Below are 13,340 nucleotides of genomic sequence, written 5' to 3' on the forward strand. Positions count from 1 at the left end.
GCGCACGCGGCTACCGCCGCAGCAGCCGCGCCACCAGCGGGTGCAATGACGCCATGAAGTCCTCCACCGCCCCGGTGTAGTCGCCGTCCAGCCCCAGCTCGCCATTGATCTCCCCATGGCCCAGGGGCTGCGGCAGCACCGCGGCGCGGCTGCCCCGGGCCTGCACCTTGCGGGCCATGGCCTCGGCCTGCAGGCAGGGCTGGTCGGGCCGCTCGGTGGAGCAGACGAGTAGCCAGGGCGGCGTGCCGGCCGCCAGCTGGTCGTAGGGCGACAGCTGCGCCCACAGGGCCGGGTCGGTGCCGAAGGCCGCGTCGTAGAGCGGCAGGTGCGGCGCCGACATGAACCGCGGCACGTCCAGCACCGCGCTGTCGAGCACCACCGTGCCGAGCCAGGGCCAACCGCCCCAGCCCAGCGCGGCGGCCGGCCGGGCGTTGAGCAGGGCCACCAGGTGCGCCCCGGCCGAATGCCCCATGAGGATGAACCGCTCCGCGTCCGCACCCCATTCGCCCGCCCGCTGCTGGGCGGTGGCCAGCGCCAGGGCCACGTCCTGCGCCTGCTGCGCCACGGGCGTGTCGGGCAGCATGCGGTAGTTGACCGACACCAGCACGAAGCCCTGCGGCACCCAGCGGGCGACCTTGTTCTCCACCACCTTGGGCATGGCCTTGTCGCCGGTGCGCCAGGCGCCGCCGTGCACCATGAAGATCACCGGGGCGCGCTGGCCCGCCAGCCGCGCGCCGGCCGGCGGCAGGTAGACGTCCATGCGCTGGCGCGGATCGGCGCCGTAGGGCAGGTCGGCGATCCGGCGCACGCCGGCAGGCAGGGCCGTCGAGGGGGTGGCAACGCCCGCCTGCATGCCCTCGGCCCAGCGGGCGCGCAGGGGTCCGCCGCCGCTGCCCTCGGCGGCGGCTGGCGCGGCCCGGGCGGCGCACAGCACGGCGGCGCACAGCAACATGGCGCGGAACGACAGGGAACAGCGGCTGGGGCGGATCATGGCGGAGGCTCCTGGGGCGTGCGGCGCTGACAGCGCCTTGTGGATGGCCCGATCGTGCCCCTTGCGCCGGCCCGCGCCATGAAGCGCGTGCAGCCATTCATGACAAGGCATGACAGGCCGTCCGGGAGCCGTCACCGCCTGTCATCATCACGCCATGACCGAACCGCTCGCCAAGCTCCTTGTGGCCGACGACGAGCCCGATCTGCGCGCCCTGCTGCAGCGCTACCTGGGCGACCAGGGCTACGCCGTGCGCGCCGTCGATGGCGCGGCGCCCCTGGAGCGGCTGCTCGCTCGCGAGCGCTTCGACGTGCTGGTGCTGGACGTGATGATGCCCGGCGAAGACGGCCTTGCGCTGTGCCGGCGCCTGCGCGCGCAGGGCGAGACCATTCCCATCCTCATGCTGACCGCCCGCGGCGACTCGGTGGACCGCGTGGTGGGCCTGGAGATGGGGGCCGACGACTACCTGCCCAAGCCGTTCCAGCCACGCGAGCTGCTCGCCCGCATCCAGGCGCTGGTGCGGCGCCAGCGCCTGCTGGGGGCGCACCACGGGCCCGTGGCCGCTGCCGGCGCGCCCGAGCGCATCGATTTCGGCGACTGCACTCTCTGGCCCGGCGCGCGCCGCCTGCTGCGGGCGGGGCGGGAGGTGGACATCTCCAGCACCGAATTCGCCCTGCTGCTGGCCTTTGCGCGCCAGCCGCGCCGGCCGCTGGGGCGCGACCGGCTCATCGCCCTGGCCCACGGGCCCGGCCACGTGGCCACCGACCGCAGCGTCGATGTGCAGGTCATGCGCCTGCGCAAGCTCATCGAGCCCGACCCCGCCCGCCCGCGCCACCTGCGCACCGTGTGGGGCGTGGGCTATGTCTTCCTGCCCGACGGGCCGGCGACCGCGCCACAGGCCGCCGGCATGGCGGGGGCGCCGCCGTGAGCGATGCGGCGCCCGGCGCGCCGGCCGGACCGAGCTGGCCGCGCAGCCTGTTCGGCCGCCATCTGCTGCTGATCGTGGCCCTGGTCGTGGCGGGGCAGCTGTGCGCGGCCTGGCTCGCACGCCGGCTGATCGTGGAGCCGCGCATCGCCACGGCGGCTGAAGGCGCAGCGCGCCAGCTCGCCGCGCTGCGCGCCGGCCTGCAGGCCCTGCCGACCCCGCAGCGGCAGGCTTTCGTGGAGGCGTTCAACCGCCAGATCGCCGGCGCGTCGGCTCCGGCGCAGGAGCAGGGGGTGGGCGCGCCCGCCACGCCGGGCGGCGCCGCCGCGGCGTCGCCGCTGGAGCAGCGCTTTCGGCTCGCGCTGTCGGACCGGCTGGCCGCGACCGGGTGGCTGGCGGCCGGCACCGCGCCCGCCTGGTCCCGCCAGGGGCCGGGCGTGCTCTGGCTGCGCCTGCCGCCCATGCCGCGGGAGGGCGCCGATCCACCCCTGGGCTGGATCGCGCTGCCGGTCGCCGGCACGGGCCGCGCGTTCACGGGCGGCTGGCTCGCGGCCACACTGGCCGGCGGGCTGCTGGCGCTGGCCGGCGCCGCATGGCTGCAGCGGCAGCTGCACCGGCCGCTGCGGCGCGTGGTGGCGGCGGCGCAGGCGATCGCGCGCGGGCAGCCCCACCAGCCCCTGCCCGAGCACGGCCCGCACGAGATCGCCGCCCTGGCGCGCAGCATCAACCACATGGCCGAGGCGCTGCAGGCGGCCGACCGCGAGCGCGCGCTGATGCTCGCCGGCATCTCGCACGACCTGCGCACGCCGCTCACCAAGCTGCGCCTGGCGGCGGAGATCGCCGGCCCGCACATGGAGCCGGCCCTGGCCGCCAGCATGGCGCGCAGCGTGGACGAGATGGACGCCGTGGTCGTGCAGTTCATGGACTTCGCCCGGCTGGACGCGGGCCCGGGCGGACACGAGGCCGTGCACGCCGCCCCCCTGGACGTGCTGGCCGAGGCCCTGGCGCAGGCACAGGCCGACCACGGCCGCACGCTGGTGCTGCAATGCCAAGCGCCCACGCCCGTCGCCGTGCGGCCCCAGGCCCTGCGCCGTGCGGTCGAGAACCTCGTCGAGAACGCCTGGCGCCACGGCCTGCCGCCGGTGGTGCTGCGCACGGGCGAGGACGCGGGCGGCCACCGCGCCTGGATCGAAGTGGCCGACAGCGGCCCCGGCATCGACCCCGCCGACCGGGAGCGCCTCTGCCGCCCGTTCGCGCGCGGCAGCGGCGCCTCCCGCGCCGGCCCCCCGGGCGCCGGCCTGGGCCTGGCCATCGCCGACCGCGTGGCCCGGCTGCATGGCGGGCGGCTGGAATTGCATGCCGCCCCGGGGCAGGGGCTGCGGGCGCGCATCGAGTTGCCGATGGAGTGCCCCGCCCCGGCCGGGCGACGTCAGCCCATGAACCCCAGATCCACCGGATAGCCCGAACCCCCGAAGTTGCCGATGTGCGGCAGCACGCCCGCCAGCTCGCCGTTCGCCACGCCGAACCAGCGCGCCAGCGTGGCGGCGTACTGGTCCACGGCGGTGCTGGGCAAGAGGCGGCCCTGGCCCACGTGCCACTGGTCTTCGCTGCCGCTGCCGTTGCCCACACTGACGGGCGGCGGCGTGCCGTAGAAGGCCGCGCCGCGCACCGCGCCGCCCACGACGAAGTGGTGGTTGCCCCAGCCGTGGTCGGAGCCGTCGCCGTTGGACGTCAGCGTGCGGCCGAAGTCCGACGCGGTGAAGGCCGTCACCTTGTCGGCCACGCCCAGCTCGGCGGTGGCGTTGTAGAAGGCCGTCATCGCGCTGCTCACCCGGTCCAGCAGCACCGGCTGGTTGGCGATCAGGTTGTCGTGCAGGTCGAACCCACCCAGCGAGACGAAGAACACCTGGCGCCGCGTGCCCAAGGCGCCGCGCGATGCGATCAGCCGCGCCACCACCTTGAGCTGGTCGGCCAGCGAATTGTTGGCGGGAAAAGCCGTGGACAGCTGCGCGCCGGCCAGCGCGGCGGTGATCTGCCCTTCCGAGCCGATGGAGCGCTGCGTGACGCGGGCGTATTCCGCCTCCATCGCGTGGGTGCCGGCCGACTGCACCAGCTCGCCGAGCAGGCCGCGCACGGCGGTCGAGCCGTAGACGTTGCCCTTCACGGCGTTGATGGGCACCGCGCCGCCGGGGCTGATCTGGTACTGCAGCGCCTGGTCGCCCGCCAGGAACACGGTGTTGCCGGTGGCCGAAATACAGGTGAAGAGCGAATTCGCGTTGGAAGACAGCGCCAGGTCGCCCAGGTTGCCGCCCCAGCCCACCGACGAGCCCTCGGCCCCCTGGGACTGCCAGACCGACTGCTGGTCGTTGTGCGAGAAGAGCTTCGGCGGAGCGGGGTAGTTGCGCCGGTCGCCGCTGGCGTACTGCGCCCGTGTGATCGGCGCCACCAGCGGACCCACGTTCAGCTGCACCGCCGCCCGGCCGGCGTTGAAGAGGCCGGCCATGCCGGTCATGGCCGGGTGCAGCGCGTACTGCAGGCCGCCCGCCAGGGCCGTGGCCGGCTGCAGCACCGTGCCGCCCAGCGCGGCGCGCGCCAGGGCGATGCCGCCGGCCGTGCCGTCGCCGTTGCCGCCGCGAATGGCCGAATACTGCGCGTAGCGGGCGCCGTCGTAGGGCACCACGGTGTTGGCATAGTCGCAGCCGCCGTAGAGAAAAACGCAGACCAGCGCCTTGTAGTCGCTGGCCTCGAAGGCGGCGGCCTCGCCCAGCGCGGCCAGGTTGAGGGCGAAGGGCAGGGCGGTGCCGGTGGCGGCCAGCTGGGCGCTGCGGCGCAGGAAGGCGCGGCGCGTGTGGCAGGCGGGGTCGATGAAGTTCATGGCGGGCTCTTTCGCGGGGCGGTCACTTCTGCACCAGGTATTCGGGGCTGGCCATCACCAGCAGCACGGCGGCGGCCACGCGGTTGAGCTGCGCGGCGGCCGTGCTGGTGGCCGTGACCGGCGTGGCGTTGAGCGCGGCCACCATGCGCGCCTGCGTGGCGGCGGAGACCTGTCCTGCCGACAGCAGCAGCGCCGCCTTGCGCACCAGCGCGGCGGCGTCGGCCACCAGCGGCAGCAGGTTGGCGTAGCTGCAGGTGATGTCGAAGCCGTTGGCCGCGTTGCTGGCGCTTTGCGGCAGGTCGGGCGCGTTGACGTAGTAGCCCGAGCGGATGGCGTTCTGCATGAAGTTCAGGTAGCCGCTGACGCTGGTCTCGGTAACGATCTGGAATTCCGGCGCCACCTGGCCCGCCGTGGCCAGGGCGGTGGAGGGCGGCACGTAGCCCGGCCGGAAGAAGTTGAACACCGAGCCGGCGCGCAGCGGGCTCTGGCCCAGGCGCGCGGCCGGGTCGCTCAGGTCGCCGATCTTCCAGCTGCCGCGCGCGGACTGCAGCCCGAAGGTACGGCCCCACTGCACGAAGCGCACCATGGGCTCGCGCAGGCGGCCGAACTGCGGGCTGGCCAGGCCCGCGGCGCCGCGCGCCTCCGGGTCCAGCAGCACGGCGGCGACCACGGCGCGCAAATCGCCCCGGGTGCCGCCGCCGTTGTCGGCGAAAGTGGCGGCCACGCGGCCCACATACGCCGGGCTGGGGTTGCTGGTCACCAGCCGCTGGATCAGCTGCCGGCCGATGAACGGGCCCACGTTGGGGTGGTTGAAGAGGGTGTCCAGCGCCGCTTTCAGCGCCGCGTCGCCCGCCGTGCCCGCGCCCACGGTGGTGCCCAGGAAGCTGGCGGCCAGCGTGGAATGCCGGGCGGCGTTGAACGCCATGGGCAGCAGCGCCTGCTGCAGCCCCGTCACCGTGCTGCCGCCGATGGTGGTGGGCTGGTTCTGGCGCGTGTCGTAGTCGTAGCCGGTGAAGACGCGGGCCAGGTTGCTCACGTCGGCGGCGGAATAGGTGTCGATGCGGTTGCCGCTCGCGTCGCGCTGCTCGGTGCCGTCGGGGTTCAGGCGATAGAGGCCCAGGGTGAAGAGCTGCATCACCTCGCGGGCATAGTTCTCGTCGGGCTGGCGGCCGGTGCGGGCGTCTTCCTTCTGGTTGCCCCGCGTGCTGAGGTAGACGCCCATGGCCGGGCTCAGCGTGACGGCCTCCAGCAGCGCGCGGAAGTTGCCGAAGGCATGCTGGTTGAGCACATCCCAGTAGCCCGAGGCGAGGAAGATGCGCCAGGGCTGCTCCAGCCCGCTGGTGGAGACGACCATGATCTCCGAGAGCGCCAGCGCCACGCGCTTGCGCACCGCGTCGCGCTCGGTGAAGAGCTGGTTCCACAGCATGAAGTCGCTGGGATAGGAGACGTTGTCGTAGCGCGTGTCGGCCGCCGCCACGCCGTAGCCGCGCTGCATCAGCCAGGCCGTGCCGGTGGTGCCCACGGGCTGGTCGAACTGCTCGGCCAGCCACCGGCCGTAGCCCTTGGCCCGCAGCGCGGCGATGTCGTCGTCGGTGGCGGAGAACTGCGCCTGCAGCAGGAAGCGGACGGCTTCCTCGTCGCTGGCGGGCGTGGCGGTGGGTGTGGCGGGACCCGATCCCGATCCTGAACCCGAACCCGAACCAGTGCCAGTGCCAGTGCCAGTGCCAGTGCCAGTGCCAGTGCCAGTGCCAGTGCCGGAGCCGGAGCCGGAGCCGGAGCCGGAGCCGGAACCCGTATCCCCACCGCCCCCGGTACCGGCACCCGCGCCGGTAGCCGGACCCGGCTCCGTGTCGCCGCCACCCCCGCCGCCGCAGGCCACCAGCAAGGCGGCGGCCAGCGCGGCGGCCAGGGCCGGCGCCACGGGCGCGCCGTCGCGGTGGTCGGCGGCGTGGCAGGCCGGCTGCGCGCCGGTCGCGGAGGTATCCGCAGGGGCGCGGCGAGGCAGCTGCGCGGTCGAGGCGTCAGCCGGAGGGGTGGAGTGCATGGCGGGCTTTCGGGCAGGAAACCGGGGCGCGGCAGTGGCGCGGCCCCACGGCGCCCGGCAAAGGCGCTGCCGGGTTTTCGGACGAGCGTGCCCGGGTTGTAGCCCCAATGCGTGTCAAGACGTTACCCCGCAGCGGTGCCGAGTACCGGTTGTGGGCGGCATATTGGCCACCAGCGCCCGTCCGGTAAGGGGTCGGTGCTATTGAAATAATAGTATCAACGGCTCGAATGAATGGGGCGGGCTTCTCCGGTGACGACAGGCCGGGTGCCCCGCAGGCTTCTGCCTTGTCCTGTGGCAGCCCGGCATGTCAAGCACGCAGGGGCTGCGCGTCCAGGCGCGCTCTGCGGAATAATTCCAGCTCTGCCGGCCGCGCCCCGCCGGCCCACCGCCTTCTCCGGGTCCCTCCCTCCTTCCTTCTTCTTCCTTCCTTCACGCCGCCGCGCCCCGCGTCGCCGTGCCGCCCCCCAATGCCCAGCCTGCCTGCCTTCTCTTCGCACCTCCTGCCCCGCTCCGCACCCGCCTGCCGGAGCCGGCGATGAACCGCGCCGCGCCCGCGCCGCTGCCCACGCGCGACCTGGTGGCCGCGCTGGCGGTGGTCGCCATCTGGGGCGTCAACTTCGTGGTGATGAAGTGGGGGCTGCGCCATTTCACGCCGTTCCAGCTGGGCGCTGCGCGCTACCTGTGCGCTGCGCTGCCGCTGGTGTTCTTCGTGCGGCCGCCGGCGGTGCACTGGCGCTGGGTGCTGCTCTATGGCCTGTTCCAGGGCGTGGGGCAGTTCGGCATGGTGTTCCTCGCCCTGCACGTGGGCCTGACGGCCGCGCTGGCCAGCGTGCTGGTGCAGACGCAGGTGTTCTTCACCGCGCTCTGGGCTTACCTGCTGCTGCACGAGCGGCCCGGCCGGCCCCTGGTGATCGGCATGGGGCTAGCGGCCATCGGGCTCGCGTGCTTCGGGCTGCACTTCACCACGCCGGGCGCCAGCGCGGGCGGCGTGACGGCGCTGGGCGTGGGGCTGGCGCTGTGCGGGGCGTCGTCGTGGGCGGCGTCCAACATCGTGGTGCGGCGCGCGCAGCAGCAATCGCCGGGCTACGACCCGCTGGCCTTCGTCGGCTGGAGTTGCCTGGTGCCCATCCTGCCGTTCGTCGCGCTGTCGGCATGGGCCGATGCCGACGCCGCCCGCTGGCTGCAGCCGGCCACCTGGGCCGCGCTGCCCCTGGCGGGCTGGGGCGCGGCGCTGTTCCTGGGCTGGGTGGCCACCATCGGCGGCTACGGGCTGTGGACCCTGCTGCTGACGCGCCACCCCGCCAACCGCGTGGCCCCGTTCAGCCTGGGTGTGCCGGTGGTGGGCCTGGCGGCCGGCACCCTGGTGCTGGGCGAGGTGATCTCGCCCTGGCAATGGGCCGGCGTGGCCTGCGTGGTGCTGGCGCTGGCCTGCGTGGTGCTGGGGCCGCGCTGGGTGGCGGCGCGGGGGCGCCGTGGCTGATTGTCGAGGTGTTTTCGGCCGCTGGCGCCGATGGATCAAGCGCCGCCAGCTATTAAAAAAAATAGCAAAACGCCCAGCACCAGCGGTCAGAGCGGCGAGCGCCGGGCGAAGCGTACCACCGTCACGCCCGCACGCGCCTGACGGGTGGAGGGCATGACCAGCACGCAGTCGTCGTACGGCGTGGTCACCGGCTCGCCGCCGCCGCTCTGCGCCTCGGCGGCGCTGGCGGCGTTCCAGCCGATCGCCGTGCCGGCGCGGGCGATCACCTCCAGCCCGGTGAAGGGCTCGGTGAAGCGGAAGTGCTCGCTTTGCGCGACCACCGGGCCGGTGACTTCCAGCGCCCATTGCTCGGGCGCGTCGGGCAGGCGCCAGCCGGGCAGCAGGCGCTCGGCCTCGGCGGCATCCAGCGTTCCGGCCGCGACCAGGAAGCGCGCGCACTGGTCCTGCGCCACGCCGCGGCTGGCCGGGTCGCCGTGGAAGCCGCATTCGATCAGCAGCGAGCAGGCGTCACCGGCTTCGCCACCCGCCGCACCATCCGGCAGGCCGAAGCGGCCGTAGTCGCGCATGCGGGTGCCGTCCTTGTGGCCGGCGTCGATCACCACATGCGCCGGAGCGCCCAGGGTGCGGGCCAGCGCCCGGTTGCGCGGCGGCATGCCGGTGAGCGACAGCGGCGCGCAGGGCTCGTGCATGGAATGCAGGTCCAGCAGCCAGTCGGCCTGCTGCACGAAGGGGCGCAGCGCGGCGGCGCGGCGGCGTTCCTGCGTGTCGCCCGCGTCGATGCGGTCGTCGCTCCACTGGCGGTTCATGTCCTGGTCGACGAAGCGCGAGGCGTCGTGGTTCGCCGCATCGAAGCGGTCGAACGCGGCCAGGTTGCAGAACGCCAGCGTCAGCGTGCCGGCCTGCGGGCGCACGCCGGATTCCAGCAGGCCCTTGAGCGCCCAGGCGCCGCACAGCTCGTTGCCGTGCACCAGGGCGCTGATCATCACGTGGCGGCCGGGCCGGCCGCTCTCGAACTGCCAGACGCCTTCGGTGCCTGTGTTGCCGGCGCGCCAGGCGGCGATGTCGGGCGCGGGCAGGGCGAAGTGGAGCGGGGTGGGTGCAGCGGCTGCGGCGGTCATGCGGCTTACTCCTCGATCTTCGCGAACTGCACGATCTTCTGGTACTTGGCCACCTCGGCGGCGATGTACTTGTCGGCATCCACCGTGGGCGACGACACCACCGAGCCGGCGGCTTCCATCTTCTTGCGGAATTCGGGCGACTGCAGCGTCTCGTTCAGCGCCTTCTTCAGCTTGTCGTACACCGGCGCGGGCAGCTTGGCCGGGGCCATCAGCGCGAACCAGATGTTGATGTCCACGTTCTTGAACTGGGGCGACTCGGCCAGCGCCGGGATGTCGGGCGTGATGGCCGAGCGCTTGGCCTCGGTCGTGCCGAGGGCCACCACCTTGCCGCTCCTGATGTGCGGCAGGCCGCTGGAGAGCACGAACACGCCGAACTCCAGGTTGTTGCCCAGCAGGTCGTTGGTGAGCGGCGCCACGCCGCGGTAGGGGATGTGCGTCATGAACAGCTTGCCCTGTTCCTTGACCATCTCGCCGGTCAGGTGCAGCGCCGTGCCCACGCCCGAGCTGCCGTAGCTGAACTTGCCCGGGTTGGCCGACACCTTCTGCACGAACTCGGCCGCGTTCTTCACGCCGGCGCCGGGCGAGGCCACCAGCACCATCGGCTGCGTGCCCACCAGCCCGATGGCGGTGAAGTCCTTGACGTCGTACTTGACCTTCTTGGTCACCAGCTTGTTGATGGCGATCTCGTTGCTGGCGCCGACCAGCAGCGTGTAGCCGTCGGCCGGGGCGCTGGCCACCTTCTGCGCGCCGATGGCGCCGCCCGCGCCGCCCAGGTTCTCGATCACCACCGGCTGGCCCAGGCGGTTGGCAAGCTCGGTGCCCACCAGCCGGCCCATCAGGTCGGTGCTGCCGCCCGCCGGGTAGCCCACCACGATGGTGATCGGCTTGACCGGATAGGCGCCCGCGGCCGGCTGCTGGGCCAGCGCGGCCGGCGCGGCGGCGGCCAGCAGCGCTGCGGCGGCACCCGCGACCAGCGCGTGGCGGCGCGCGGCGAAGGCCACGCGGGACGGGGAAGAGGGGGCGAGGGTGGGGCGCATGGGTGTCTCCGATGAGGGGAAGGCGATGCGGCCGATTGTGCGAAGCCGTGCGCTGCAACATGGTGCCGAAACGGCACCGAGTGGTGCGGATTGCGTTGGGTGGTGGCGCACGCTGCGGGCAGGCATGGCCCCCGCCGGGCAGTGCGACACCCACGGTTCGGGCGGGGTTCGTCTTAGCCGGGCCAGCGGGCGGCCCGGGGCGAGCAGGGTGGCGTGGCGCAGCGGCCGCTTCAGCGCCGCGCCATCTGCGTCCAGAGCGCCTCGGCCAGCGGCCCCAGCCGGCGCTTGGGGCGGTACATGCGCACGTCGAAGCGGATTTCCATGCGCTTGTCACCCGCCAGGGCCAGCCGGCCCGCCTGCGTTTCGGCATGCGCCATGGACCACGGCAGCCACGTCACGCCCAGCCCGCGCAGCGCATATTCCAGGTGCGCGTCGGGCGAATCGCATTCCACCAGCTGCTTCAGGCGCGGGGCGGCCCGGTGGTTGGCCAGGTGGTCTTCCACCAGCCGGCCCAGTGCCAGGCTGCGGCTGTAGGCGATGTAGGGCACGGCGGCGGCGGCTGCGTCGCTGCCGGCCGCGCCGAAGCGGAACACCGGCGCGCCCGAGGCGTCGGCGCGGGCCAGCGGCACCAGCCGGTCGGTCGCCACGGTCAGGTGCGCGAACTGGCGCGCGTCCAGCGGCACCACCAGCGTGGGGTGGTGGTAGATGAGCGAGAAGTCGGCCTCGCCGCGCTGCAGCTCATCGACGGCCGCCGCCAGCGAGCGCGTGATGATGCGCAGCTCGCCGTCGCCCAGCTGCGGGCGCAGGCGCACCAGCAGGTCGGCCACCACGGTGCGCGACAGCGTGCGGCCCGTGGCCAGCGTGACGGTGCGGGCCTGGCGTCCGGCAATGGCCTGCAGCTCGCCGTGCGACTGCGCGAGGTTGCGTGCCATCTGCCCGGCCGTCTCGACGAAGGCCTGGCCGGCGGGCGTGAGCCGCACCGGCCCGCCGCCCTCGCGCTCGACCAGCGGCGTGCCGGCCCAGGCTTCCAGCGCGCGGATGCGGCGGCCGAAGGCGGGGTGGGTGACATGGCGCAGCTCGGCCGCGCGGGTGAAGCTGCGCTCGGCCGCCAGCACCAGGAAGTCGTCTAGCCACTTCAGCTGCATGGCGGGCGGGCGGGCCGGCAGCGCGGCTCAGCGCCTGGCGGCGTTGAGCGCGTCGCGCGTGGCTTCGGCCGCAGCACGGGCGGCGGCGGCGAAGTCGGCGCCCGCCGAGGCATACAGCACCGCGCGCGACGAGCTGACGATGATCGGCCCGTCGCTGCGCAGCCCGGCGCGCACGGTGGCCGCCGCGTCGCCGCCCTGGGCGCCAACGCCCGGGATCAGCAGCGGCAGGGTGGGCGCCAGGGCGCGCACGCGTTCGATCTCGGCCGGGTAGGTGGCGCCCACCACCAGGCCGAGCTGGCCATTGGTGTTCCAGGGGCCCTGCGCCAGGCGGGCGATGTGTTCGTACAGCAGCGGCTGGCCGTCCACGCTGGCCAGGCGCTGCGCCTGCAGGTCGTCGCCGCCGGGGTTGGAGGTGCGGCACAGCAGGATGGCGCCCTTGCCGTGGTAGGCCAGATAGGGCGCGATGGAGTCGAAGCCCATGAAGGGCGAGAGCGTCACCGCGTCGGCGCCGTAGCGCTCGAAGGCCTCGCGGGCGTACTGCTCGGCGGTGGAGCCGATGTCGCCGCGCTTGGCGTCGAGGATCACCGGCACCTGGGGCGCCGTGGCGCGGATGTGGCGCATCAGCCGCTCGAGCTGGTCTTCGGCGCCGTGCGCGGCGAAGTACGCGATCTGCGGCTTGAAGGCGTTGACCAGGTGCGCCGTGGCATCGACGATGGCGGCGCAGAAGTCGTAGATCTTGCTCGGGTCGCCCCGCAGGTGGTCGGGAAAGCGCTGCGGTTCCGGGTCCAGCCCCACGCACAGCAGGGAGTCGTTCTGCGCGGTCGCGGCGCGCAGCTTGTCGGTGAAGGTCATGCGCAAATTGTAGGGGCCGCCCGCCGTGGCACCCGCCGCGCCCGGCCGGCGGTGGGCTTGCGGCATGCGGGGGTTTGCGGCGGGCCGGGGCGCGGGGCGTCGGCAGAATGGCCGCCATGTCCTGCCTCGCCCCGCACCACTTTCCGCCCCCATCGCACAGGCCGCACGGCGGGCCTTCGCCATGCTGAGCGCGCTGCTGGCCTCGCTCATCGACGAGATCGAGCGCACGCCGGGCGACAGCGTCACGCTGCGCACGATGATCGAGCGCAGCGGGCGCGAGGGCATGCTGCTGGTCTGCGCGCTGGCCACGCTGCCGTTCCTCATTCCGGTGTCGATCCCGGGCGTGTCCACCGTGTTCGGCGCGGCCATCGTGCTGCTGGCCGGCGCCCTGTTCATGAACCGCCTGCCCTGGCTGCCGCGCCGCGTGCTCGACCGCCCGCTCGACACGGCCCGGCTGGTGCCGGTGCTGCGCAAGGGCGCGCGGCTGGTGGGCCGCATCGACCACTGGGTGCGGCCCCGCTGGCCGGCCATGACGGCCGGCGCGCTGCGCCGCCTGAACTGCGCGGCCATCGTGTTCGGCGGCCTGCTGCTGATGGCGCCGCTCGGGCCCATTCCGTTTTCCAACACCGCGCCGGCCGTGGGCATCCTGCTGCTGGCCGTGGGGCTGCTGCAGCGCGACGGCCTGTTCGTGCTGCTGGGCTACCTGGGCCTGGTCTTGAGCGTGGCGTATTTTGGCGTGCTGGGCTATCTGGCCTGGACGGGCGGCACCTACCTCTTCGGCTGAAGGCGCCTTCTCGCAGCCCCCCATGCAGGAAGCCCGCAGGCGCAGGCCATGCGGGCTTCTTCTTTTTTGATAGCAGCCTGCGCTTATTTATC

Annotated in this window: 11 protein-coding genes; 4 read left to right on the plus strand and 7 right to left on the minus strand. The window is 73.6% G+C overall.

Annotation, left to right across the window (positions count from 1 at the left end; translation table 11 throughout):
* Positions 1–10 precede the first annotated feature (10 nt).
* A complete protein-coding gene (locus ABWV53_RS06590) occupies positions 11–991 on the minus strand; it encodes an alpha/beta hydrolase (RefSeq protein ID WP_353364175.1) in 981 nt (326 codons plus the stop codon).
* Positions 992–1,145: 154 nt separating this feature from the next.
* Between ABWV53_RS06590 and ABWV53_RS06595 the strand changes: the two genes are divergently transcribed.
* Positions 1,146–1,916: a response regulator gene (locus ABWV53_RS06595; protein WP_353364177.1), complete on the plus strand. Its 771-nt coding sequence runs from the start codon at positions 1,146–1,148 to the stop codon at positions 1,914–1,916.
* Positions 1,913–3,373 carry an ATP-binding protein gene (locus ABWV53_RS06600; RefSeq protein WP_353364179.1) on the plus strand — a complete coding sequence of 487 codons (1,461 nt, stop codon included), beginning with the start codon at positions 1,913–1,915 and terminating at the stop codon, positions 3,371–3,373. The genes ABWV53_RS06595 and ABWV53_RS06600 overlap by 4 nt, the downstream gene beginning before the upstream one ends.
* Here ABWV53_RS06600 and ABWV53_RS06605 read toward each other — a convergent pair.
* Entirely contained in the window at positions 3,343–4,788 is a 1,446-nt protein-coding gene (locus ABWV53_RS06605) for a DUF1501 domain-containing protein (RefSeq protein WP_353364181.1), read from the minus strand. The two genes, ABWV53_RS06600 and ABWV53_RS06605, sit on opposite strands and share 31 nt — an antisense overlap.
* 22 nt (positions 4,789–4,810) lie before the next feature.
* Positions 4,811–6,832: a DUF1800 domain-containing protein gene (locus tag ABWV53_RS06610; RefSeq protein WP_353364183.1), complete on the minus strand. Its 2,022-nt coding sequence runs from the start codon at positions 6,830–6,832 to the stop codon at positions 4,811–4,813.
* A gap of 535 nt (positions 6,833–7,367) precedes the next feature.
* Here ABWV53_RS06610 and ABWV53_RS06615 point away from each other — a divergent pair.
* A complete protein-coding gene (locus ABWV53_RS06615) occupies positions 7,368–8,312 on the plus strand; it encodes an EamA family transporter (protein ID WP_353364185.1) in 945 nt (314 codons plus the stop codon).
* Between the two features lie 86 nt (positions 8,313–8,398).
* On the opposite strand, the gene ABWV53_RS06620 is transcribed toward ABWV53_RS06615, so the two are convergent.
* The 4 genes from ABWV53_RS06620 to pyrF form a co-directional block, all read right to left on the minus strand.
* Positions 8,399–9,430 (minus strand): M14 family metallopeptidase, encoded by a 1,032-nt coding sequence (locus ABWV53_RS06620; protein WP_353364187.1) that lies wholly within the window; start codon positions 9,428–9,430, stop codon positions 8,399–8,401.
* Positions 9,431–9,435: 5 nt separating this feature from the next.
* Positions 9,436–10,467 (minus strand): Bug family tripartite tricarboxylate transporter substrate binding protein, encoded by a 1,032-nt coding sequence (locus ABWV53_RS06625; protein ID WP_353364189.1) that lies wholly within the window; start codon positions 10,465–10,467, stop codon positions 9,436–9,438.
* Positions 10,468–10,697: 230 nt separating this feature from the next.
* Complete coding sequence (locus ABWV53_RS06630; RefSeq protein ID WP_353364191.1) at positions 10,698–11,612, minus strand: LysR family transcriptional regulator; 915 nt, start codon at positions 11,610–11,612, stop codon at positions 10,698–10,700.
* Positions 11,613–11,639: 27 nt separating this feature from the next.
* Positions 11,640–12,464, minus strand: a complete 825-nt coding sequence (gene pyrF, locus ABWV53_RS06635) for an orotidine-5'-phosphate decarboxylase (protein WP_353364193.1) — start codon at positions 12,462–12,464, stop codon at positions 11,640–11,642.
* Positions 12,465–12,645: 181 nt separating this feature from the next.
* On the opposite strand from pyrF, the gene ABWV53_RS06640 reads away from it, so the two are divergent.
* Positions 12,646–13,248, plus strand: a complete 603-nt coding sequence (locus ABWV53_RS06640) for an exopolysaccharide biosynthesis protein (protein WP_353364195.1) — start codon at positions 12,646–12,648, stop codon at positions 13,246–13,248.
* The last annotated feature ends 92 nt before the right edge of the window (positions 13,249–13,340 follow it).

Origin of the sequence: Acidovorax sp. FG27, assembly GCF_040365715.1 — a bacterium.
Classification (GTDB): domain Bacteria; phylum Pseudomonadota; class Gammaproteobacteria; order Burkholderiales; family Burkholderiaceae_C; genus Paracidovorax.

What these genes read in the sequence shown, in the direction of transcription:
- ABWV53_RS06590 (WP_353364175.1), bottom strand. Translation starts at nt 991, where the DNA reads ATGATCCGCCCCAGCCGCTGTTCCCTGTCGTTCCGCGCCATGTTGCTG.
- ABWV53_RS06595 (WP_353364177.1), top strand. Translation starts at nt 1,146, where the DNA reads ATGACCGAACCGCTCGCCAAGCTCCTTGTGGCCGACGACGAGCCCGAT.
- ABWV53_RS06605 (WP_353364181.1), bottom strand. Translation starts at nt 4,788, where the DNA reads ATGAACTTCATCGACCCCGCCTGCCACACGCGCCGCGCCTTCCTGCGC.
- ABWV53_RS06610 (WP_353364183.1), bottom strand. Translation starts at nt 6,832, where the DNA reads ATGCACTCCACCCCTCCGGCTGACGCCTCGACCGCGCAGCTGCCTCGC.
- ABWV53_RS06615 (WP_353364185.1), top strand. Translation starts at nt 7,368, where the DNA reads ATGAACCGCGCCGCGCCCGCGCCGCTGCCCACGCGCGACCTGGTGGCC.
- ABWV53_RS06620 (WP_353364187.1), bottom strand. Translation starts at nt 9,430, where the DNA reads ATGACCGCCGCAGCCGCTGCACCCACCCCGCTCCACTTCGCCCTGCCC.
- ABWV53_RS06625 (WP_353364189.1), bottom strand. Translation starts at nt 10,467, where the DNA reads ATGCGCCCCACCCTCGCCCCCTCTTCCCCGTCCCGCGTGGCCTTCGCC.
- ABWV53_RS06630 (WP_353364191.1), bottom strand. Translation starts at nt 11,612, where the DNA reads ATGCAGCTGAAGTGGCTAGACGACTTCCTGGTGCTGGCGGCCGAGCGC.
- pyrF (WP_353364193.1), bottom strand. Translation starts at nt 12,464, where the DNA reads ATGACCTTCACCGACAAGCTGCGCGCCGCGACCGCGCAGAACGACTCC.
- ABWV53_RS06640 (WP_353364195.1), top strand. Translation starts at nt 12,646, where the DNA reads ATGCTGAGCGCGCTGCTGGCCTCGCTCATCGACGAGATCGAGCGCACG.